This window comes from Falsiporphyromonas endometrii (assembly GCF_042654485.1).
In the GTDB taxonomy this organism is placed as follows: Bacteria; Bacteroidota; Bacteroidia; order Bacteroidales; family Porphyromonadaceae; genus Porphyromonas; species Porphyromonas endometrii.
Window position 1 is genome coordinate 1 of sequence record NZ_JBHSGO010000210.1, and the last position, 22,269, is coordinate 22,269.

General features: G+C 38.8%; 16 protein-coding genes. 6 read left to right on the forward strand and 10 right to left on the reverse strand.

Going from position 1 to position 22,269, the window contains the following annotated elements; all coding sequences use genetic code 11:
• Positions 1-473 precede the first annotated feature (473 nt).
• The 10 genes from ACFO3G_RS08415 to miaB all read right to left on the reverse strand — a co-directional run bounded on the left by ACFO3G_RS08415 (position 474) and on the right by miaB (position 13,212).
• Complete coding sequence (locus ACFO3G_RS08415) at positions 474-1,445, reverse strand: calcium/sodium antiporter (protein ID WP_380079862.1); 972 nt, start codon at positions 1,443-1,445, stop codon at positions 474-476.
• A gap of 5 nt (positions 1,446-1,450) precedes the next feature.
• Entirely contained in the window at positions 1,451-4,672 is a 3,222-nt protein-coding gene (locus tag ACFO3G_RS08420) for a UvrD-helicase domain-containing protein (RefSeq protein WP_380079864.1), read from the reverse strand.
• Between the two features lie 188 nt (positions 4,673-4,860).
• Complete coding sequence (locus tag ACFO3G_RS08425; protein ID WP_380079866.1) at positions 4,861-5,706, reverse strand: lysophospholipid acyltransferase family protein; 846 nt, start codon at positions 5,704-5,706, stop codon at positions 4,861-4,863.
• Positions 5,707-5,743: 37 nt separating this feature from the next.
• The gene (locus ACFO3G_RS08430) at positions 5,744-6,664 is read right to left on the reverse strand and encodes a CDP-alcohol phosphatidyltransferase family protein (RefSeq protein WP_380079868.1); all 921 of its coding nucleotides are present in this window, start codon (positions 6,662-6,664) and stop codon (positions 5,744-5,746) included.
• 12 nt (positions 6,665-6,676) lie between these two features.
• Positions 6,677-7,405, reverse strand: a complete 729-nt coding sequence (locus ACFO3G_RS08435; RefSeq protein WP_380079870.1) for an SDR family NAD(P)-dependent oxidoreductase — start codon at positions 7,403-7,405, stop codon at positions 6,677-6,679.
• A gap of 85 nt (positions 7,406-7,490) precedes the next feature.
• Entirely contained in the window at positions 7,491-8,594 is a 1,104-nt protein-coding gene (gene pdxA / locus ACFO3G_RS08440) for a 4-hydroxythreonine-4-phosphate dehydrogenase PdxA (RefSeq protein WP_380079872.1), read from the reverse strand.
• A gap of 13 nt (positions 8,595-8,607) precedes the next feature.
• A complete protein-coding gene (locus ACFO3G_RS08445; protein WP_380079874.1) occupies positions 8,608-9,687 on the reverse strand; it encodes a DUF4837 family protein in 1,080 nt (359 codons plus the stop codon).
• A gap of 147 nt (positions 9,688-9,834) precedes the next feature.
• On the reverse strand, positions 9,835-10,791 hold the full coding sequence (locus ACFO3G_RS08450) for a glycosyltransferase family 2 protein (protein ID WP_380079876.1): 957 nt from the start codon (positions 10,789-10,791) through the stop codon (positions 9,835-9,837).
• Positions 10,792-10,796: 5 nt separating this feature from the next.
• Entirely contained in the window at positions 10,797-11,645 is an 849-nt protein-coding gene (locus tag ACFO3G_RS08455; protein ID WP_380079878.1) for a glycosyltransferase, read from the reverse strand.
• 208 nt (positions 11,646-11,853) lie between these two features.
• Positions 11,854-13,212, reverse strand: a complete 1,359-nt coding sequence (gene miaB / locus ACFO3G_RS08460) for a tRNA (N6-isopentenyl adenosine(37)-C2)-methylthiotransferase MiaB (protein WP_380079880.1) — start codon at positions 13,210-13,212, stop codon at positions 11,854-11,856.
• A 217-nt stretch (positions 13,213-13,429) separates the two neighbouring features.
• Between miaB and ACFO3G_RS08465 the strand changes: the two genes are divergently transcribed.
• The 6 genes from ACFO3G_RS08465 (at position 13,430) to cbiE (ending at position 22,259) form a co-directional block, all read left to right on the forward strand.
• Positions 13,430-14,929, forward strand: coding sequence for an acetyl-CoA hydrolase/transferase family protein (locus tag ACFO3G_RS08465; RefSeq protein WP_380079882.1), 1,500 nt, complete (start codon positions 13,430-13,432; stop codon positions 14,927-14,929).
• A 183-nt stretch (positions 14,930-15,112) separates the two neighbouring features.
• On the forward strand, positions 15,113-15,280 hold the full coding sequence (locus ACFO3G_RS08470; RefSeq protein WP_380079884.1) for a 4Fe-4S binding protein: 168 nt from the start codon (positions 15,113-15,115) through the stop codon (positions 15,278-15,280).
• A gap of 182 nt (positions 15,281-15,462) precedes the next feature.
• Positions 15,463-15,732 carry a hypothetical protein gene (locus tag ACFO3G_RS08475; RefSeq protein ID WP_380079886.1) on the forward strand — a complete coding sequence of 90 codons (270 nt, stop codon included), beginning with the start codon at positions 15,463-15,465 and terminating at the stop codon, positions 15,730-15,732.
• 1,460 nt (positions 15,733-17,192) lie between these two features.
• On the forward strand, positions 17,193-19,448 hold the full coding sequence (locus ACFO3G_RS08480; protein ID WP_380079888.1) for a TonB-dependent receptor: 2,256 nt from the start codon (positions 17,193-17,195) through the stop codon (positions 19,446-19,448).
• Between the two features lie 6 nt (positions 19,449-19,454).
• A complete protein-coding gene (cobJ, locus tag ACFO3G_RS08485; RefSeq protein WP_380079890.1) occupies positions 19,455-20,867 on the forward strand; it encodes a precorrin-3B C(17)-methyltransferase in 1,413 nt (470 codons plus the stop codon).
• Positions 20,868-21,038: 171 nt separating this feature from the next.
• Entirely contained in the window at positions 21,039-22,259 is a 1,221-nt protein-coding gene (cbiE, locus tag ACFO3G_RS08490; protein ID WP_380079892.1) for a precorrin-6y C5,15-methyltransferase (decarboxylating) subunit CbiE, read from the forward strand.
• Positions 22,260-22,269 lie beyond the last annotated feature (10 nt).

Genomic DNA, 22,269 nt, shown 5'->3' on the forward strand with positions numbered 1-22,269 from the left:
ACCCCTTTAATACCCTCGCTTTTTGATTAGGGGGGGCTTATCTTGTAAAAATGAAATGCTCAACCGCATAAATTCAGCGATTGAGCATCATTAATATGTCCTATGAAACTTTTATCGGACAGCAATATTTCAAAGTAGCGCGAGAATGGATTGAAAGTCGCGCGACCTTCCAAAAAAGGCAGCCTGAAAGCTATTTTTAAGTAGCCGAAAGAGAAATTAAAAACGCCTTATATATAATTTAACATTTGCCGACCTTGATAAATCCTACTTCCGTCTCTCTTTTTGGAGAAAATGGCCGGTATAATATCAAAAATTGGCTGTTATTTATGTGGAAAAACAGCCAATTAGATTTACATTATTTATCTAATTAGCTGTTATTTAAGAGTAAAATTAATAATTGCAGTGGACTCTAAAAACGCCTAATAGTAACAGATAAACTGATGATAAGCATCATTCTCGTCCAATCAAGCATCTTATGCTTTGATTAATAGATATGCTAAGTATATTACAAAAAGTATAAGGAGACCTATCCCTTCAATTCTTTTGAGTTCTTTGTCTCCCCAAAATAGTCCAAATACATATAGTACGAGTACCGAAGTAAACATGGTGATATAGTCTACTGTGCTTATCCCTTTGATGTATAATGGATTGATAGTTGCAGATGCTCCTAAGATGAGTGTGATATTGAAGATATTTGATCCAATAATATTGCCAACGGCAATTTCATGTTGTCCCTTTATAGCGGCAACAATAGAAGTTGCAAGCTCCGGCAGAGAAGTCCCTAAAGCCACAATTGTGATTGCTATAACCGCTTCTGAAATGTGGTAATGTCTTGCTATTTGTGATGCTGATTCGACAAATAGTTGACCTCCATATACCAATGCTGCCAACCCTCCGATTATAAAAGTGATACATAAGAAGGTGTTTCTTTGTTTTATTAGCACATCGTCATTCATATTTATGCCTTTTTCCTCTCTTTTTTTGCTTATCCAAAAAGTATATCTCAAGAATAAGGCAAATAGAACGAGCAAGATTATCCCATCTATTCGGCTTAATGAATTGGTTGCAGCATTCCAGATTGTACTATCGAGACATAAAAAAATAAGTATAGCACTTATGAATAAGGCAAAAGGAATTTCGTATTTGAGAGTGGACATAGATATTTTAAGTGGCTTAATTAAGGCTGTCATGCCTCCGATTAGAAGAATATTCAGGATATTTGATCCTACAATGTTTCCCATTGCTATGTCTGCGTTCCCCTTAATGGAAGATGAAATGCTAACAGCTAATTCCGGTGCTGATGTTCCGAATGCCACTATAGTTAATCCAATGATGAGCGGCTTGATCCCGCATTTTCCGGCAAGCGAGGATGCTCCATCTGTCAAAAAATTTGCTCCGCCAATAATTAGAACCAGCCCTATTATTAGTAATAGTATGTCTGTCATATAGTTTATATACTTCTTGGTTTAATATTATCCACTTTGATTAGCTTATTTTCAGGTACATAGAATAAATATGCTTCGACAGAGAGGTAACCCATTTCTTCGAAAAGTTGGCGATATCTATTTAGTTGACGATTATACTTTGAGGACTCTTCTCCAAATTTATAGTCAATGATGATAATTTGCCTCTTTTCATTGTCAATCATGACTCTGTCGGGCCGATGTTGCTTTTCGCCCTGCATGATTGTACGCTCGTTGAGGATTTCGTAGGTTCCATCAAAGAATCGAGCCACATTTGGTTGAGTAAGAGCATCCGAAAGCATTATTCTGATTGCTTTTCTTTGCTCTTCTTTGATGATTCCTTCTTTTATAACCATATCGATGGCATGATCTAAATCATCAACGGTGGAAATGTTTTCAAGTACTTTGTGTAACGCATACCCTTTATTGATAGCCTCTTCTATATCATTTGAGAAGAGTAGGGAGGCTTCGTTTTTGATTCTAAGCATATTGCTGGAATGATGATTTGAGCCAAATTCTCCAAATGCAATCTCAATATCTTCCCCTTCCTGACCATGCTTTTTACCTTCATTTTTGTAGTGTGGATCTTGAGAATCTCTGAAATCTTCTCCAGACTTGACTATTTTGTACATGAGGTTGTTGCTGGTTGTCTCAATTTTGTTGAGACATCTATTTAATACACAGCCAATATCTTTTATCTTTTCGTCTGTTTTGCCCATAATGACCTCCTTGACCCACAGGTGAAGCTCTTTCTCAGCTCTTGTTGTCAGTACATAAAGGAGATTGAGATTGTCCATGGCACATGCAATACGCTCATCAGTGTACTGTTTCTTAAAAGCAGAGTCTTGTAGATCTTTTTTGGGACGAATGGGGATTTTGACAATATCATTGCTATATCCCTTTGGTGTATCAAACCACAATATCTTAGTTTTCCATGTGTTGATGTCAATATCCCAATTGAGGTAAGGGGCTACTACAGCCTCAAATTCGAGACCTTTTGATTTATGTATGGTCATAATGGTGATACCATTTGATTCTTCGGGAGCTTCAATACATGCGTTTGGTGCTTTGCTGTTCCACCAACTAATAAAGGATCCAAGGTCGGCAATTTCATGGGCCAGATATTCGGATACATTATCCATAAATGCCAGTACATAGGGTTTCTCACCGTCTTGAACTTTATCTTTGATGAAGAAAACAAGAGATTCGACAAGTGTGTAAAGATCTGTACGGGACAATTCGTTGAAAAGTTTTATCTCTTCAGCCGAAAAATGCCCTTCATTATCAGATCTATTGTCAAGTTGGATATAAGATTGATAGGCAAGAGCAAGAAGTGTGTCATCATTCATGCGACTTAAGTAGCGCATAATGTCGACTATAAATCTGACGGCAGGAGACTCATCTATAAGAAGAGATTCGGATGAAAGTATCTCAAAAGTATAACCATTTTCTTGCTTTTGTATTCGTTCTTGTTCAGCCTTCAGAAGGCTGTTGGCTACATCTCTGGCTTCTGACCCTTTTCGTACAATAACTGCTATCTTGGAACTGGGGATACCTCTCAATTGAATGTCTTTGATGACTTCTGGGAGACGCTCGAGAGGATCTTCGTAATCTTTTTCTGATGAACCTTTATTATCCTTAGAACAAGCCCGCTGGTATATCTTAACAAGGCCCGACTCTTCAAAGTCTTTGTTAGGAATATTTTGTCTTTGTCCTCTGTAAGCTTCTTTTATTGTAACAAGGTCTTCTATTTCTAAATCATCAAGCGGCATTACTTGCCAGGCAAGATCGTATATGGCGTTATTAAAGTTGATTATGTTGGGAAGACTTCGATAATTGGTATCCAGGTTGTTTGCCTTCCACCCATATATTGAGCCGTTTTCTGTTGCAGAATAGAGTTTAGAAAGGATTCCGGAGTCTGCATTTCGCCATCTGTATATACTTTGCTTGACATCACCTACGACCATACTATATTTTCCTTGTGCTGTTGTTTCTTGTAGGAGAGGCTTTAGGTTGTTGAATTGTAGCAAAGATGTGTCTTGAAATTCGTCAACCATATGATGATCAATCACACCTCCAAGTTTTTCATAAATGAATGGGGCTTCATTGTCATCAATAATTTTTGCAACCAGATTGCCTGTATTGGATATCAGTAGTTTGTTTTCGTCTTTGCAAATTTGATTGGCATTCTCGTAGATATAGCTCAATATACCATATATGTGTATGTATTTTGTGATTGCTGAAGCTGTATTATAGGCCTCAAATTTGGTCTCAAACAGATTGATATAATCACTAACTATCTCTTTGAGTTCCTGAAAGTCGACCTCCTTGCCATCATATTTTAAGGTGGTAGCGCTATCTATAATTCTTTTTCCGGGACACTCAAGCGTGTTCCCATTGTTTAGAATCTTCTTAAGAGCAGCTATTCCGCTGTTTGATTTGTACGTGAATAAGTTTACATCAATATTGTTGTCATCGATAATTTTATTGAACTGCTTTTGGAGCTCCTGCTTTCTGTTACTAATCCGGTCTAAGATGTTGTTTGCTGTGTATTCGAGCTCTTTTATCTCCTCTAAATTGGGAAGTCTTCCCTTTTCTTTGATGATATTAAGCACCACTTCGTTCTTAAGCTCAGATCCTAATTCAACAATTCTCTTTTTGATAGAATGTCCTTTACCTTCTTCAAGTTGCTCCTTGGTTATTCTTGATAGCCAGTCGTAAAGGTCCGGGTCCTTTTTCTTATCCAATTCGATAAGAAGTAGGTTGGCAGCTCTCTCAATAATTTCGTCCGCATCCAATGATACCTTGTATGATCCGCTTTGACCAAGCTCTCTGGCAAAAGCCCTCAATGTCTCTTGGAAGAATGAGTCTATCGTTTTGATCCTTATCCTGGAATAGTCATCCAGCATGTTCTTGAGCACAAAAGAGGCTCTTTGTTGGATTGCAGCTTCACTCTTTAGTACTTTTTTAAGGTCTTGAAAATAGGGTGATTCTTTTGGAGAGCTTTTGAGTTTGAACAACTCTTTTAGTATCCTGCCTTTCATCTCGGCAGTTGCTTTGTTTGTAAATGTGATGGCTTGAATAGATCGGTAGCTAACCGATGGTTGCATGGCAAGCAAAATGTACTGCTTGGTCAGAGTGTATGTTTTACCACTTCCTGCAGATGCGCTATAGACTTCGGATTGAGCATTTTCATCAAAGATGGACATATGAAATATAGAATTAATAATTAGACCAAAATCCGGCATAGAAGACAAAAGTATGTCAATCTACCTGTTCCAAATATCTACAACAATTGATTCTCTTCACTCAAATAATGAGGGCTGATAGCTTAAAAGCTTAGACTTCAGAAGATGAATAAAGAGTAATTAACTAATAGATGATTGCCTAAAGGTACTTATTTCTTAGATTTAAGAGAATATGTACGATCGTATAAAAACAGAGATAGCTCTCTGGGCTTTCCTTTGAATTGAGAGATAATGTCCGGACTGATTGGTTTTCCTATATGAACATGCATTGTCTGTCCCCTCTTATTGAACAATTCGGCCGGGATTCGCAGTGATCGAATAGCCCAACTCAGCCAGCCCAAGAAATGAAAGTACAGACTATTGCGACCTTCAAAGAAAATGGGAAATACAGGGACCGGTTTGTGCAAAATCATTTTGGCGCAACTCTCTTGCCAGGGTACATCCATAATGGAGTTTCGCTTTGTATTATAGATAGATATTCCTCCGGCAGGGAAAAGTCCTACCGGATGCCCGTTGGATATCCTATTGATCAACTCACGGATGCCGGAAGCATTTTGCTCGGCTTTGGTGTCTCCGCTTATTCCTTTAAGAGGCTTAATGGGAATGAAACTGTCTCTAAGGCAGGAAATCTGACTCAAAAAACCATTGACAAGGACACCATAATCGGGTCTGATCGATCCAACAATATCAATAAGCATAATACCATCGATTGACCCAAAAGGATGATTTGAAACCGTGACAAAAGCACCCGGATTGGTCATTAGTTGTAAGTTTTCCTTGCCGTGTACTTCATACTTGATGTCAATCATACTGTCTGATAGCGCAGCATGTGCAAACTCTGCACCTCTAAGATGAATATGCTTGGCATGTACTTCGTTGATATCCGTAATCTTAAGTTTCTTCAAAAGAGTACGAATAAGACGTTCCCTTTTAGGCTTGTTGAAAGCCGGAAACATTGCTTTGACATCTTCTTCTGTCAGAACTTCCTTTTTCATCTTAACTCTTTTGTATAGTTGTCAAATTCAGATAGGGTTATATACCCATTTCTTGCTTTGCGCACATCGCCTCATGTCTTTTGATGCTGACAATTAAAACGATGTTAAGAATAACAATTTCAAAAATAAAGTAAAGCCAAAAATAGCCACTTAGCACAAAACAAAACAAAGGGATTGTACGGCCATTGAAGGTTAGCCAATCAAGAGTGTGCATTACTTTTTTGCTTCCAGTACGAAAGTTTATTCTAACATCTTCGGGGATATTATTGGGGTTGCCATACTTCTCCTTTAAGTGAAGAAGAAGATTTTGCAAATTGGGCGTGATATGCTCTTGCACCGTTGTGTAGATAAGATATGCTTTCGTCAATATCTTGTTGATCCCGGGCTTCATTCGATCCAATCGATTCTTGATGCTTTCGATAGATTCAAACTCTTTTCCCTTCTCAGGAGAAATGAAGAATAGATGAATGGTTTTGTAGTAGTCTGTGATGGCAGCCTGGATAAGATGACTGATACCTGAGCATAGGGCTATACCAAAAAACAAAATCCATCCGTATCCGTTAAGGAAATCGGGATAGGTATGGCTCAATCTGATTATGAAACAGATATATATACATGCAAACCACAAATCTCCGGCTAAGCCATCCAGTATTCTTCCTACTTCGCTTTTTATGCCGGTTAGTCTTGCCAGCTGACCATCTACGCAGTCCATTATATTTGCTAAGATAAGACAAAGAATGCCTCCAAGAGCCCAAAGTATATTGTAATCGTGTACAAAGCACAATCCTCCTCCCAAGCCCACAAAGATAGAGGCTATGGTAATCATGTTCGGAGTGATGCCTGTATTTGTAAGAGATCTTGCAATACGATAACCAATAGGTCTGTAAAAGACTTTGTCTACTGTATTTTCTGTTTCAATTGATTTGAGTGATGCCAGGTATGATTGATCATTTTCCATATTTATTCAGCCTTATTTGTAACAATAACCACCGCTAACTTCTATAATCTCACCATTAATGTATTTGTTTTCATACAAAAAGTAGTATGCTCCGGCCACCTCTTGGGGTAGAGCAAATCGATGAAGTGCGATCTTTCGTTCGATGTTTTCTCTAATCTCTTTGGGCTTGGCTTTTTGCCATTCTGTGTCAATAAAGCCTGGAGCGATGCCATTTACCCTAATCTTGTAATTCTCGAGGTGCTTGACGAGATTCTTAACTAACGAATGAACTGCGCTCTTGGTTACACCGTAAGGTAAAGACATGCCGTGTGGTTGAACAGCCATCATCGAACCGGTAAAGATAACTGAGGCTTCCTCTTTTGTAAAAGGAAGAAGTCTTTGTAGAAGGAATAGTGGATAACTGACATTGGCGGTCATTACGCGATTCCAGTCTTCAATGGTCAACTCTTCAAAAGAGCCTCTATGTGTGATCCCTGTATTCATGACAATACAGTCAAGTTTAACATCACTTCTTTCTACGGTGTCAATAATCACATTAATGCTATTGAAGTCGGTACCATCGGCTTGGAGTATCATAACTGATTTGGCACCGGCATCCATACAAAGAGAGGCGGCCTCTTCTGCTGCTTCTCTGTTGGATTTGTAAGTCAAGATTATATCAAAACCTTCGCGGGCAAATCGTACGGCTACAGCTCTTCCGATACCTCTGCTTGCTCCGGTAATAAGTATTGTTTTACTCATAGGTGTATCTAATTCGTATTTGAAATCTATATTTCGCATCTCATAGAAGTCTATATAAAGGCAGGTAGGCTTCTACAGGGGAGAGTTAATCTGCGTCTTCTTCTATTGGATCCAACTTTTCATTGTCATTTCCTCGATCAAACTTAGCTTTTCTAAGAGGGTTGCGAGTAGCTCGTTGAAATCTTTTGCGTGATCTGAAAATGTCTAAGCCGGCAAATATAGCAGCGCGCATAGAGGTAGGATCAGCTATTCCTTTCCCAACAATATCATATCCGGTGCCGTGATCGGGTGAAGTGCGAACAATTGGAAGTCCGGCTGTGAAATTGACTCCGGAATTCATAAATAAAGCTTTGAATGGTGCCAATCCTTGATCGTGATACAATGCTAAGATTCCATCGAAAAGAAACATCTGATCAGAACCAAAAAATCCATCAGGTGCATAGGGGCCAAAGGTGAAAATGTTTTGACTGATACATTCTTCAATAACCGGTTTTAATAAGGTCTCTTCCTCATTACCCATCAACCCTTTATCACCGACATGCGGATTTAAAGACAATAAAGCGATGCGGGGCTTTACGATTTCAAAGTCTTGAACAAGCGATCTTTCTAATAGGGATAGTTTGTTGATTAGCAACTCCTTACTTAGAAGTTGTGGAATGTCTTTTACGGCACAATGTGTTGTGGCAAGAGCAACTCTTGTGTTGTTGCTGAAGAGTATCATAAGCACTTCCTTGGGGTCAATTCCAAGCTTTGTGGCAATATAATCTGTATGTCCTTTGTATGGAAATACATCTTGAGGCATTGCCGCCTTGTTGATTGGAGCTGTTACGAGTATGTCACATTGACCTTGGTTGGTGTCTTCAATTGCCATCTCCAAAGCCTTAAAAGCAGCATGACCGGCCTCCGTTGAGATGTTTCCCGGAGAGATCTCTATGGGATCTTTGCAAACATCTATTAGGTTTATTTCACCTTGCTTTGCTTCTCTTGGGTGTTTTATAATTTTCCAAGGGGTATCGTTATCTATCTTTAGAAGTTTACTCCAATACTCATAGGCTTTTGACGATCCATATATTATGGGGCAAACTAAATCAAGAATCATTGGTTCGGCAAAAGTTTTGATCAATATCTCATAGCTGATGCCATTCATATCTCCGTGTGTAATAGCAACACGGGGCAATCTTTTCTCCATATTCAATTAAATCTTAATAAGTGGTTGAATAGGTCAACTTTTTAATCACATTCGGATCGAAGACCTTTTCTGATGAAGGTCGGAAGGTGTAAAGTGCAGCTTCCATCATCCTAATTAAATTGCGTTTATCTTCGTTGGGGTTGTAGACAAACCCTTCCACCATATAAACTAATCCGGCTTTTTTATCTACATAGGCTTGACAAACAAAAGGGCCTCCCATCATTTGCCCGCCTGTCATTTTCCATAGCCCTCTCAATTCACCTCTTACTTCTCCTTTATTAGGACCGAAGATATATCTGTGAAACTGTGTGTTTACAAGCTTTTCTGTCTCCGGATAACTCCCTTCATATCCACCCTCTATATTTACTTTCAAGACAGAATCTCTCACCTGGATCATCCTGTCCAGACCAATGTCTTGGCTCGAATGGTATGGATAGGTATAGACTAAAAGATCATGACGTTGTCTCATATGGTCATTTGACATCCAAAGAAAGTTTTTCCCGGACTTCCATTTTCTAATATCTTCCGGTACATTGATGTGATGATCAAACAGACTATCTACAAGATGATTAGCCACTTTGCTGTATTCTCTTACCAAGTAATCGTCATAGCGATACATCTCGTGTCTTAAGAATAAGTTATTTAGTGAGTATCCTTTCGTTTCGAAGAAGTTGACTACGGAGTCGGGAGACGGACTTGTGATTTTAACTACCATTTGTCCTTTGGCCCATACATCGTATGTGTATTTTGATGAAGTTTTCGTGAATCGGTCTTGATCAATATCGATGTAAAGAATATTGCGAACATAAGTCAAGAATCCGGTAAAGCCTTTTATCGTGCTCCATGAAAGGGAAAACATAGGTTCGGATTGAGGTAGCGAAGGCACATCAGATTGCAATACATTCTCAATCTCAGCTCCAAGCTTACTGTCTCTGTACTGATTGTCCATAACAACCATGATTTCACCGGGGCGACCCGTTGCATTGATGATGCCGGAGCCGGAAGATTGTTTGCAAGAGGATAGTAGCACAGCTAACCCAATGATTGTAAGAGTCGAAGCTATTGTATAAAACGGAAATACTTTCTTAACCATCTGTTCATTATTTTATTGTTACCCCAAAGATACAAAAAGCCAACAACGATTTATATTTAACCCAAAATGTTATTTGTTCATCAAGATAAATTCTTCTGATGACTTACTAAGATTGAAGGAACTTGAGAAATTGTCAAGCGAAAAAACTTAAGCCTTCGGGCTGTCTGATTTTTTCGATTTATTGATATTGGTGCTGTCTATGAGGTAAAGTGGTCGAGCCACAATATTCTTGTTGATGCGTCCCAGGTAAGACCCGATGACACCGATGGCAAGAATCTGAACACCTCCGATAAACATGCTACTAACTATAATGGAAGTCCAACCATCAATGGTCTTCCCTGTAATTATATGTCGATAAAGAGCATAGATAATCAAACAAAAGGAGATGAAAGAGACTATGAAGCCAAACCTTGTAACAATCTTAAGAGGCTTATTGGAAAAACTGGTGATGGCATCTCCTGCCAAATCAACCATTTTAGACAATGAATATCCGGTTTTACCATACTTGCGTCCATCTCGATCATAGTAAATTGCACATTGTTTAAATCCCATCCATGCAATCTGTCCTCTTAGAAATTTGTTTTGCTCCGGCATCTGTTTTAAGCAATCTATGACCTTTCTACTAATAATCCTGAAGTCTCCAACATCTTCCGGAATATCAATGGAGGTTGCCTTCTTCATTACTTTATAAAAAGCTTTGGCCGTAAGTTTCTTAAAAATACTTTCCCCCTTACGCTTGTTGCGTTTGGCATATACAACATCATAGCCTTCCATGAATTTGTTGCACAAGACAGGAATGAGCTCGGGTGGATCTTGTAAGTCTCCATCAATGATAATGGCCGCATCACCTTTGCAATGATCTATACCGGCACTAATAGCTATCTGATGTCCGAAATTACGACTCAGATGAATGTATTTAATTCGACTGTCTTTGGAAGCTAATTGATTGATGATGTCAAAAGACCGATCCTGACTTCCATCATCGATAAAGATTATTTCGTACTCAAAAGTTAGATTGTTGAGACTGTGATTAAGACGTGAATGGAGCTCGATAATACTTTCTTGCTCATTGTATATTGGAACTATGATTGAAAGCAAACTCATACGAATCAACGTCTTAGGAGTCTTTTGTAAATGAGTGATAAGAAGTTGCTTGGCAGTAATCTTGGAGGTACTCTTAGGAAGAGATTTCTAATGTATTCATAGGTATTGGTAAAACCAATCTGATGCAATTCTTTCTGAAGATACAACTCGCATTTGATGTATTTAAGACCTCGACGCCGTTCGTAAGTATCTTTGTTCATCCTAAAGGCCAAAAGACTTTCGGGCATGCAATATAGTTTTCCACCATTCATCAAAACTCTTGCCCAAAGGAAATAATCTTCAAAATATAGCATATGTCTATACCCTCCGGATTCTATAATGGATTTTTTTCTGAAAATAGAAGAAGGGTGGTTGACCGGACATCGGTATTTAGAATATTTAGCAAGCTTTATATCATTGGTTGGGAGCCTTTTGACAGACTCGATTTTTTGAGGGTTATCAATAAACTCATCGATATAACTACTCATTACATCAATATCAGGTCTCTCGTACATGGTTTTGACCTGTTTGTAAAATCTTTGCGGATAAGCTATATCATCAGTATCCATACGAATGATCAGTTCGTATTGACAATGTTTGAGACCTATATTCATCGCATTTCCCAATCCTCCATTCTTCTCGAGTTGAATTGTTTTGAGTGAAGGGTAATTAGATTTATAGGTATCAATGATATTGTATAATTCAGGAGTCAAAGGACCATCGCATACCAAAATAACTTCGGTAGCCGGAAGTGTCTGGTGAAATACAGACTCAAGACTACTTCTAAGGTATTGAGGCTTTTCTTTGAAGTAAACGGACATAAGCACACTGAACTGTGGCAATGGTTTTTCGTCTTGTTTTACTAATAATGACATCTTATTTGGTAGAATATTCGTGAGTTCATATTAAAACTAACTGAATCAGATTTATATTGTGTGCAATGAAGATCAGTATAGTTGGCAAGAAGGCATGAAAACATACCTCTTGATTGTTTGTCAAAGATACAACAATGATGAGAATAAAATAAATATTAAATATGCTTCATTTACCTAAATGCCGATCTATCTTATGAAAGATGTCTTATCAGTCGACAGCTTTTCCAAGTAGGGTAGCGCTGGAGACCTCTTCTATTTTGACATGGCAAAACTCTCCAATACGGTGAGTTCCCTTATCGAAAACAACTACTTTGTTTTGTTGAGTCCTTCCAAACAATTGCTCTCGGCTCCTTTTTGAAAATCCTTCGATCAAGACTTCAAACGTTTTTCCGATATCTCGCTTGTTGCTCTCTTCACTTAGTTTGTTTTGGAGATCAATCATTTCAGCCAACCTTCTGCCTTTTACTTCTTCCGGAACGTCGTCGGGTAGATGCTTAGCTGCATAAGTGCCCGGCCTTTCGGAGTATTTGAACATAAATGCAGAGTCATAGCCAACCTCTTTCATCAAAGAGATTGTTTCTTGAAAATCCTCTTCTGTTTCAGAGTGAAAACCGCAAAATATATCTGTACTTATAGCGCAGTCCGGTATGAGCTCTTTGATTTTTGCCACGCGGTCGAGATACCATTCTCTTGTATAACAACGTTTCATCGCTTTTAAGATCTTGTTGCTCCCACTTTGTGCCGGCAAGTGAATATGGTTGCAAATATTATCGTATTTGGCCATCACTTCGATAACGTCATCTCCCATATCTCTCGGGTGAGGTGAAGTAAACCTTATTCTCATCTTGGGAGCCTCTTCAGCAACAAGGGTAAGAAGCTTCGCAAAAGTGATGCTTTCTCCTTGAGGTGTCAAGTAGTTGTATGAGTTAACATTTTGACCAAGAAGGGTAACCTCTTTGAAGTTCTTTTCTTTAAGGTCTCTAATTTCATTCAAAATACTTTCTACTTCACGACTTCTTTCTCGACCCCTGGTGTATGGTACAATGCAATAGGTGCAGAAGTTATTACAACCCCTCATAATAGAAACGAATCCGGAAATATGGACTCCCTCTAATTTAAGTGGCATGACATCTTTGTATGTTTCTTGTTTGGATAGCTCAACATTGATTGCTTTTTCGCCATTCTCTGCCGAACTAATCAGATTGGGAAGATCAAGATAATTGTCCGGACCCGCTACAAGGTCTACTCCATGTTTAGTGATAAGCTCCTCTTTTACGCGCTCAGCCATACAGCCCAAAACGCCTATGATCAATTTACGATTATGCTTACGTTTGATTCCTCTTAGATTCTCAATCCGATGTATTACTCTCTGTTCAGCATTATCTCTTACCGAGCAAGTGTTGATTAGTACGGCATCAGCCTCTTCCGGACTGTCTACTTGTTCGTATCCGGCCATTTGCATAATGGATGCAACCACTTCGCTGTCAGCAACATTCATTTGACATCCGTAAGTTTCGATAAAAAGATTCTTGATATCTGTACCTTCCTTTTTCAATCTATCTGTCATGTTCTTTCCTAAATTCTGTATCTATATGAAATATCCAAAAATAAAACTGTAACTTCGCATTCCGTAAGGAGGGCTGGGTTAGTCTGTTTGAACAGACAAAATTAAGACAAACAAATGAGACCCTCTATTATTTGACTTAAGTTGTTTGGTATACCTATATATAAGGTGTATCTATAAACGATTTAAAGGTGATATTTCAAATCAATACATCAAACCTATGGCATTAAAATTTATAACAGCACAAGAAGCTGCTGAGTTTGTAAATGATGGAGACAATGTCGGATTTGGAGGTTTTACTCCGGCAGGATGTCCAAAAGTAGTACCTCATGCAATAGCTGAACGAGCACGTAAGGAGCATGAGGCCGGTCGATCTTTTAAGATTGGTGTTTTTACAGGTGCCTCTACCGGGGACCGTCTGGATGGAGAATTGGCCCGTGCCAATGCAGTGAAGTTCCGAACACCTTATCAGTCTTCTAAGGATTTGAGAAAATTGATTAACGATAGAGAAGTACAATACTTTGACCTTCATCTTTCTATGCTTGCTCAAGAGCTCAGATATGGCTTTTACGGACCTATCAATGTTGCTATCATTGAAGCTGCTGACGTTACAGAAGATGGAGAGATTGTACCAACAACCGGTGTAGGTATTCTTCCTACGGTATGTCGATTGGCTGATAAGATTATTGTTGAGCTTAATGCTCGTCATCCAAAAGAAATTAGAGGAATGCATGATATTGCAGAGCCTTTGGATCCTCCTCATCGTAGAGATATGCCGGTATATAAGCCAAGTGATCGTGTTGGCCAACCTTTTGTGAAGGTTGATCCAAGTAAGATTGTTGGTATTGTTAAGACGGACGAACCAAATGATGATAAGGGCTTTGCTCCACTTGATGAGACAACATTGGCGATTGGTCACAACGTGGCTAAGTTCTTGGTGTCAGAGCTGAAAGCCGGACGTATTCCAAAGGAATTCCTTCCGTTGCAATCAGGGGTTGGTAATGTTGCCAATGCTGTTTTGGGAGCTTTGGGAAATGACGAGAATATTCCTGCTTTCAATGTTTATACAGAGGTTATTCAGGATGCTGTGATTGGTCTTATGAAGAAAGGCCGCGTTAAGTTTGCAAGTGGATGTTCTTTGTCTGTTAGTCGTGAGACTATCTTGGATATTTATAAGAATCTTGATTTCTTTAAGGATAAGATTTTGCTTCGTCCTGAAGAGTATTCCAACAATCCGGAGATTGTGCGCAGAATGGGTGTAATTACAATCAATACAGCTCTTGAAGCCGATATATTTGGTAATGTCAATTCAACGCATGTAACCGGCACGAAGATGATGAATGGTCTTGGTGGTTCAGGTGACTTTACAAGAAATGCATACATATCTATCTTTACTACACCTTCAGTGGCGAAGGAAGGCAAGATATCTGCATTTGTTCCGATGGTTTCTCACTTAGATCATTCTGAGCACTCTGTTAAGGTTATTATCAGTGAATATGGTATTGCAGACCTAAGAGGTAAGAGCCCGATTCAGAAGGCACATGAGATTATCGAAAATTGTGCTCATCCGGACTATAGACCACTTCTTCGCGAGTACCTGGAAAGAGGTATAAAGGGCCATACTCCTCATGACCTGGACGCATGTTTTGCATTCCATAAGGCCTTTATGGAGAATGGTGATATGAAGACCGTTGATTGGTCAAAATATCCCAAGAAGTAATTAATTGTCTGATAATCAGTATTAGATACATAAATAAAAACTATGATCCGTTCGGAATATTTATTTCGGACGGATCTTTTTTTGCTAATTGCATACCTACATGTTGGTATATTCAATTCTTTATTCTACATTTGCAGAGAATAAAAAACAATATTGTTTCACTCTAAATCAAAGTAAAGTATTATGGCTTACGTAATTTCTGAAGACTGCGTTGCTTGCGGAACATGTATCGATGAATGCCCAGTAGGAGCTATCTCTGAAGGCGATATCTATTCAATTGATCCTAACATGTGTACAGATTGTGGTACATGTGCTGGTGTTTGCCCATCAGAAGCAATCCACATGGCTTAATCAACAGTCATATAATGTATCATAAGAGCTCTTCCTTTTGGAAGGGCTTTTTTTGTCTCTTTATCTCATATAATCTGATAAAAGCGTGTTCATCATGTCGGAATGTACTACTTATCTCTAAGGAGGTCTTTGCGAAAGAGGATCCTTTTTGGTACCTTAGTCACTCATAAAGAATAAGAACCATGAAGATAAGCATATTACTTACCCTTCTTTTAATGATTATTTCGCTTGGTAGATTGATTTGCCGAGCAGGTGAGTTATGTCTTATTGAAGAGACTCAAATCAATGGATCTGAGAATATCAAATACAGTCTCTTAAATGTTTTATCCGTCCGGGCTGTGAAGTTCATATGGAGAGGATTGTATTTGTTAAATACTGTTACCTTATTTGCTACTCAAAAAGCTGCTCAAACAATACAAATTCAATCACAAAATATCGAATTCGAGGGTTAGGGTAATCAGACCTTCCTATCGACTTTGCCCGTTTTATTAGTACGAAACGGGCTTTTTTATGCGCTATTTTAACAAATAAGCTCGCGCGAGAAGCAATCCATTCTCGCGCGACTTTCGATCTGATCTCGCGCGACCTTGACATGCGAAGTCGGCTACTTCAAGTCCAACCTCGCGCGAGTTTAGGTTCAAGGTAGCGCGAGAATGGATTGCAAGTCGCGCGACCTTCCCCAAAAAGTGGCCTGAAGTGGGTTTTTAAGTCGCCAATTGGTCCATAAAAAGTCGACTATACATATATTAACATTTAGATAGGACGATTTCGTCCTATCTCTTTTGTCTTATGTAGAGAATAAGCCTCCTTTTAAATCAAATAAGGCTGTGTTTTATCCACAAAACAAGAGTGACGATTTTACATTATTTATCGAAAGTAATGAGATTATTGGGATTTAAGAAGGTATAGAACCGCATTCAAGATGTTTTTGAGAGCGTATTTTCGCTTTCTTTCTTGAGGTCATGTTTTAGATAACTTGCCACCTTTGATCAGACAAGTTGGTTGAATATTGTTTTATAACTTTAATTTGTTGGTGCTTATGAAGTTCTAAATAACACAATACCTGCTGATATTCAATACATTAATGTTTTTATGTAAGATAGTTTTTCAATTAAGTCTAAACAGCTTCCTATATCTATCCCGGTTGTCGGTATTAATAGGTAAAATGAAATGTGTTGAACATAGAATTGAACGTTTTCTTAAGTCTTATCCGGGTTTCAATGAGTACGCACCATATTGGAGGATTGCGAATATGTACTTAGTTTGGATGGAGAGAAGCCATATCTACAAAAAAAGTCGGATAAGAACGAATCCTATCCGACCTAAACGGGGCCATACCCGTTGGAGCAAAGCCAACGGCGATCTAGCCACTCCAAATGTAGTAATAATTATCAAATGAACCATATAATGAAAATCGGGTTTCATATATAGTATTAAAAGAGATCTTGATTCTCAATTCTCTTTCCACCTTCAAAAATGCATCATGTTTTAATGGATTATATTCATTCAAATATCATGTGCAAAGTGATTTGAAAGAGAAGCTGTTGAGACGTGAATATTATGAAAGGAAATGAAGATGCTCTTCTAATGATTTATTTTGGATTAATCTTGTGATATTCTTTTGAGAAAAACAATTTATGTCATTACCTTTGCAAAGTGTAAGTGGCAATTGAAGATTTTTGATATGTGTTGGTAGTTTTCGTATCGTAAAATCCTCTGCCGTATATTGTTGTTTTATGTGCTTTGTGAAAAGACTGATGCTGTTGTTCCAATTATGTGTAACTCTACTCAATTGAACAACTTCTTACTTTATATAATTTTGAATTATGTTTTAGACTATGATGTCTTTACGATTATAGCTTGAATAAAATACTTACAGATAAATGTTAAACGGTATAAATATAGAATTATAATGATTAAAAGGTTACTTTCTTTGTTGGCTATGTCACTGATTGTGGCACAAGCTTTTTCTCAGGTTACTTTGAAAGGTAAAGTCTTAAGTTATGAGACTCAAAAGCCACTTGTAGGTGTCAATATTCGTATAGACAATTCCTTGTTGGGAGGAACAACTAATGCGAAGGGGGAGTTTGTTATTAAGAATGTTCCGGATGGAAGACATATGCTTAGTTTTACTTATGTCGGTTATAGTCCGGCAAAGTATATCGTAAATGGTAGCAATGAGAATATCAATGTGCTAATGTATGAAGCATTGCAAAATATTGGTCAAGTCGTAGTGACGGGTACCGGTACTCATGGTCGTGCAACAAATAGCCCTGTTCCTGTTACTGTCATTACTAACAAAGAGCTTCGAGATGTCAATGCATCCAGTTTGGAAGATGCTCTTACAAAGTTGACTCCTAATATCTCCACTTATACCAATGGTATGGGTACTACGATGAGTATGAATGGTATCAATGAGAGCTATCTTCTTATCTTACAGAATGGTAAGCGTCTCGCCGGAGATGACAGATACAATCGTATTAACATCTCGGATGTCAAGCGAATCGAAATTCTTAATGGCGCCGCTTCAGCCCTTTATGGTAGTGACGCTATCGGAGGGGTAATCAATATTATTACGAATGATTCGAAAAATGCTGTCAATGCCTCTTCATATAGCCGTGTGGCAAGTGAAGGTAGATTTACACAAACATTGAGTGCTGATGTTACAGCCGGCAAATTGTCTTCTTATACCTCGTATCAGAGAAATCAGGCCGGTAGTTGGACCAACAACAATATTGACGAGAATGGAAAGCCTACCGGTCGTCCAACTTCTGTTGGTTTTTATTCCGATACCTATTCTCAGGAATTTGATTACAACATAAATGATCGCCTTTCTGTATACTTGAGAGGAAGCTATTTTGATAATAAGACTCGTCGACCTGAGGATGCTACTTATTATAAAAATAAGGATGCCAAAAAGCCGATGGATGCATATAAGTACAATCTTCTTCATGAGACATATACTTATGGCGCCGGAATGAAGTATCTCGTTAATAAGAAGTCTTATATTGATTTTGATTTCTTCTCTGACAATTTCTCAAGCAAATGGCAGTATTTCAAGGAGATTGGAGGGAAGAATCCTATCAAGCCGGGAGATGAAGTACTCAGAAAGCGTGTAAGATATTTTGATACCAATCTGAAGGGAATCTTTTGGATCGGTTCGCGTAATAGGGTTTCTGTAGGTACAGAGCTTATTAATGAATATCTCAAGAGTGAGTCGGATAATATCAATAATGAGTCAATGTATACCTTGGCTTTCTATGCACAAGATGAGATTAACATTGTAGAAAATCTAAAGGGGGTTGTAGGTCTAAGATATCTATACAATGAGAACTTCAAAAGCTATGCCACCCCTAATGTCGCTTTGATGTATAAGCTTGGCCCTCTAAACTTAAGAGCTTCTTATGCGGCAGGATACAAAAATCCTACCTTGTCTCAGCTTTTTGCAAGAGATGATAATAGGATGGGAACAAGATATACCATAGGTAATGAGGACTTGAAGCCGGAGAAGAGTAATTTCTATTCTTTGAATGCAGAGCTTAATTTTTATCGTATAGCTCTATCCGTTACAGGATTTGTTAATGATATCAGAGATATGATTAACTACAAAAATCTGACAAAAGAGGCTGCCAAAGAGATGGGAGTCCCCGAAGATATCATTAACTCGGACAAGGATATCAGAATGCGTGACAATGTGGATAAAGCTAAGGCAAAAGGTATTAGCATCAATGCCAACTTTAATTTGGGCTTAGGTTTTGTCCTTGGAGGAGGATATACTTACATGGATACCAATGCCGAATTGGTAAAGTTTTCGAAGAAGAAAGGTTATTATAAAGAAGACCAGCCAATTGACAAAAGTATTGCCCATATGGGGAATGTAAGAGCTCAATGGGAGAAGAGTTGGGGCAACTATCGTCTTAACATAAATCTCAACGGACATATGCAGAGCTCAAGATTTTCTCAGACCTATGGATGGGCTCCCGGATATGGAATTTGGGACTTGAATACAAAACATACCATTTATCTTAATAACTTTATCCTCGAACCGGGACTTGGTGTTGAGAATATATTCAACAAAAAGGATAATCGTCCTTGGAACAACAACTTCTCTCTCTTGTCTCCGGGTCGTTCAATGTATGCAAGTCTAACCATTAGATTTAAAAAGTAATATTTGATGAAGCAACCTAAAATAATAGTAGCCGGGATAGGTCCCGGAAATGATGCAGATATAACGCCTGCAGTACAACAAGCCTTGAGAGAAGCAGATGTAGTAGTTGGCTACAAGTACTATTTCAGATTTATCCGCCATTATGTCTCTTCTGATACAGAATGTATTGATACAGGAATGAAGAGAGAGAAGGATAGAGCTCAGCAGGCTTTTGAGTTGGCCCAGCAAGGCAAGGTGGTATGCGTTATCAGTTCGGGTGATGCTGCAATCTATGGTATGACTCCTCTTATCTATGAGATGAAGAAAGAGCATGGCAGTGACATTGAGATTGTCTCTTTGCCGGGTATCAGTGCCTTCCAAAAGGCTGCTTCTATTTTAGGTGCTCCTATTGGCCATGACTTTTGTGTTATCTCCATGTCGGATCTTATGACTCCATGGGATGTGATAGAGAAGCGAATTGTTGCGGCTGCTACAGGTGACTTTGTAACAGCTGTGTACAATCCCAAAAGCAATGGACGATATTGGCAACTCTATCGTTTGGTCGAACTTTTTCTCCAAAATGGTCGTTCTCCTGAAACACCGGTTGGCTATGTAAGACAAGCCGGAAGGGAAGATGAAGAGGCCCATGTGACGACTTTGGGAGACTTTGATCCGGAAGAGATCGATATGTTTACAGTCGTGTTGATTGGCAATAGTCAATCATACAACTGGAATGACACAATAATTACTCCAAGGGGCTATTATAGAGATAGTGAGACCGAAGATGGAATAAAAGTGGGTCAAGAGATTATGATCCAAAGTTTTAGGACAATCGAAGGTCTGCTAAAGCGAGACGATTATCCATTGGATCACAAATGGGCTCTTCTGCACGCTATCCATACCACTGCAGATTTTGATATGGAGAATGTCTTTTATTCTGATCCTCATGCTGTGGAGTCTATTTATAATAAGGTAGCCTCCGGAGAGCTTAAGTATATCATTACCGATGTAACAATGGCAGCAAGTGGTGTACGCAAAGGAGCTCTTTCACGACTTGGAATGGAGGTAAAATGCTATCTCTCTGATGAGCGTGTGGCTGAAATGGCAAAACAGGAAAACATTACTCGCACACAAGCAGGTATACGTCTTGCAGTGGAAGAACATCCAGATGCTTTGTTTGCTTTTGGTAATGCTCCTACAGCTTTGATAGAACTTTGTGATCTCATAAGAAAAGGAAAAGCTCATCCCGCAGGGATCATAGCTGCTCCGGTAGGATTTGTGCATGTGAGAGAATCAAAGCATATGGTCAAGCCATTCAAAGATATTCCAAAGTTGATCATAGAAGGTCGAAAAGGGGGTAGTAATTTGGCCGCAACATTGTGTAACGCGATTCTGTGTTTCAATGATGCTGAGCAACTTCGTCCCGGAAGAGATCTCTAAGATTTGAAAGTTCAAGAAGCTGCTTGAAATTCTATCGCCTTATATAAATGGCTGAGAGAGTTTTAAGCAGCTTTTTGCTATTTATATGGGCTGGATAGTTCCCGACCTTTTTATAAATTTGACGAATATTTGACTGATAGCTTTCTATTCGAAAGAAACAATAAACTTGATATGCAACAACAGTATATAGTAATCGGTATCGATGATAGTCCCAACCCATATTTTAAGCCGGACGTTTTAGCTCTTATAGCGTCCGGAAGCGTTTTCTCCGGAGGTAAGCGACATTATCAAATAGTGAAAAGTTTTTTACCCACTTCACACAAATGGATTGAAATAACCGTACCTCTTAAAAATGTGTTTGAGGCTTATGACAATGAGTTTGTAGGCTCCTCTGATCCAATTATCGTTTTTGCTTCGGGAGATCCCATATTCTTTGGTTTTGCCACTACTATACAAAGGGAGAGGCCTGATAGTAAAATCATCCTCTATCCGTCCTTCAATTCATTGCAAACTCTTGCTCACAGGATAGCCATGCAATATGACGATATGCTTACAGTCTCTCTTACCGGACGACCTTGGCATCGTTTTGATCAGGCGTTGATAGAGCGTACACCGAAGATAGGAGTCCTTACAGATAAGGTGCATACTCCATCGACTATTGCACAGCGAATGCTTGAGTATGGTTATGATTATTATCATATGTATGTGGGAGAGCATTTGGGAAATCCGGATAAGGAGGTTGTTACATCGATCAGTTTGTCGGAGGCTGTAGGAAGAGAATTTACTCATCCCAACAATCTTATTTTGGTCGTTCCACAAGATCGAAGGTCTTCTCTGTATAGACCGTTTGGTATTCCTGATACTGCTTTTGAGTTGCTTGATGGTCGTCAGAAGATGATTACCAAATCTCCTATAAGATTATTGTCTCTTCAAGCACTTGAGCTATATCGCAAATCGTACTTCTGGGATGTCGGTTTTTGTACAGGAAGTGTGTCTGTAGAGGCAAAGATGCAATTCCCTCATTTGCATATTGATTCTTTTGAAATAAGACCCGAAGGAGCTCATTTGCTTGAGACCAATACACGAAGATTTGGGACTCCGGGGATTGAGGGGCACATTGGAGATTTCTTACAAGAAGATATATCCATGCTTCATAATCCTGATGCAGTGTTTATAGGTGGACATGGAGGTAAATTGGTTGAGATTGTCAAGAAGATCAATTCCAAATTGGTTGATGGAGGTTGCATTGTTTTTAATGCAGTATCAGATAAGAGTCGAGAGTCTTTTGTAGAGGCTGTAACTCAGACCGGTCTTCATTTGCAACCTTCAATGCATATCGTACTGAATGAGTATAATCCAATAGAAATAATGAAGGCTGTCAAGGCCGAATAAATAATCGTTG

What these genes read in the sequence shown, in the direction of transcription:
- ACFO3G_RS08470 (WP_380079884.1), top strand. Translation starts at nt 15,113, where the DNA reads ATGGCTTACGTAATTTCTGAAGACTGCGTTGCTTGCGGAACATGTATC.
- ACFO3G_RS08465 (WP_380079882.1), top strand. Translation starts at nt 13,430, where the DNA reads ATGGCATTAAAATTTATAACAGCACAAGAAGCTGCTGAGTTTGTAAAT.
- ACFO3G_RS08475 (WP_380079886.1), top strand. Translation starts at nt 15,463, where the DNA reads ATGAAGATAAGCATATTACTTACCCTTCTTTTAATGATTATTTCGCTT.
- cobJ (WP_380079890.1), top strand. Translation starts at nt 19,455, where the DNA reads ATGAAGCAACCTAAAATAATAGTAGCCGGGATAGGTCCCGGAAATGAT.
- ACFO3G_RS08480 (WP_380079888.1), top strand. Translation starts at nt 17,193, where the DNA reads ATGATTAAAAGGTTACTTTCTTTGTTGGCTATGTCACTGATTGTGGCA.
- pdxA (WP_380079872.1), bottom strand. Translation starts at nt 8,594, where the DNA reads ATGGAGAAAAGATTGCCCCGTGTTGCTATTACACACGGAGATATGAAT.
- ACFO3G_RS08415 (WP_380079862.1), bottom strand. Translation starts at nt 1,445, where the DNA reads ATGACAGACATACTATTACTAATAATAGGGCTGGTTCTAATTATTGGC.
- ACFO3G_RS08450 (WP_380079876.1), bottom strand. Translation starts at nt 10,791, where the DNA reads ATGAGTTTGCTTTCAATCATAGTTCCAATATACAATGAGCAAGAAAGT.
- ACFO3G_RS08425 (WP_380079866.1), bottom strand. Translation starts at nt 5,706, where the DNA reads ATGAAAAAGGAAGTTCTGACAGAAGAAGATGTCAAAGCAATGTTTCCG.
- miaB (WP_380079880.1), bottom strand. Translation starts at nt 13,212, where the DNA reads ATGACAGATAGATTGAAAAAGGAAGGTACAGATATCAAGAATCTTTTT.
- ACFO3G_RS08430 (WP_380079868.1), bottom strand. Translation starts at nt 6,664, where the DNA reads ATGGAAAATGATCAATCATACCTGGCATCACTCAAATCAATTGAAACA.
- ACFO3G_RS08435 (WP_380079870.1), bottom strand. Translation starts at nt 7,405, where the DNA reads ATGAGTAAAACAATACTTATTACCGGAGCAAGCAGAGGTATCGGAAGA.
- ACFO3G_RS08420 (WP_380079864.1), bottom strand. Translation starts at nt 4,672, where the DNA reads ATGTCCATCTTTGATGAAAATGCTCAATCCGAAGTCTATAGCGCATCT.
- cbiE (WP_380079892.1), top strand. Translation starts at nt 21,039, where the DNA reads ATGCAACAACAGTATATAGTAATCGGTATCGATGATAGTCCCAACCCA.
- ACFO3G_RS08455 (WP_380079878.1), bottom strand. Translation starts at nt 11,645, where the DNA reads ATGTCATTATTAGTAAAACAAGACGAAAAACCATTGCCACAGTTCAGT.
- ACFO3G_RS08445 (WP_380079874.1), bottom strand. Translation starts at nt 9,687, where the DNA reads ATGGTTAAGAAAGTATTTCCGTTTTATACAATAGCTTCGACTCTTACA.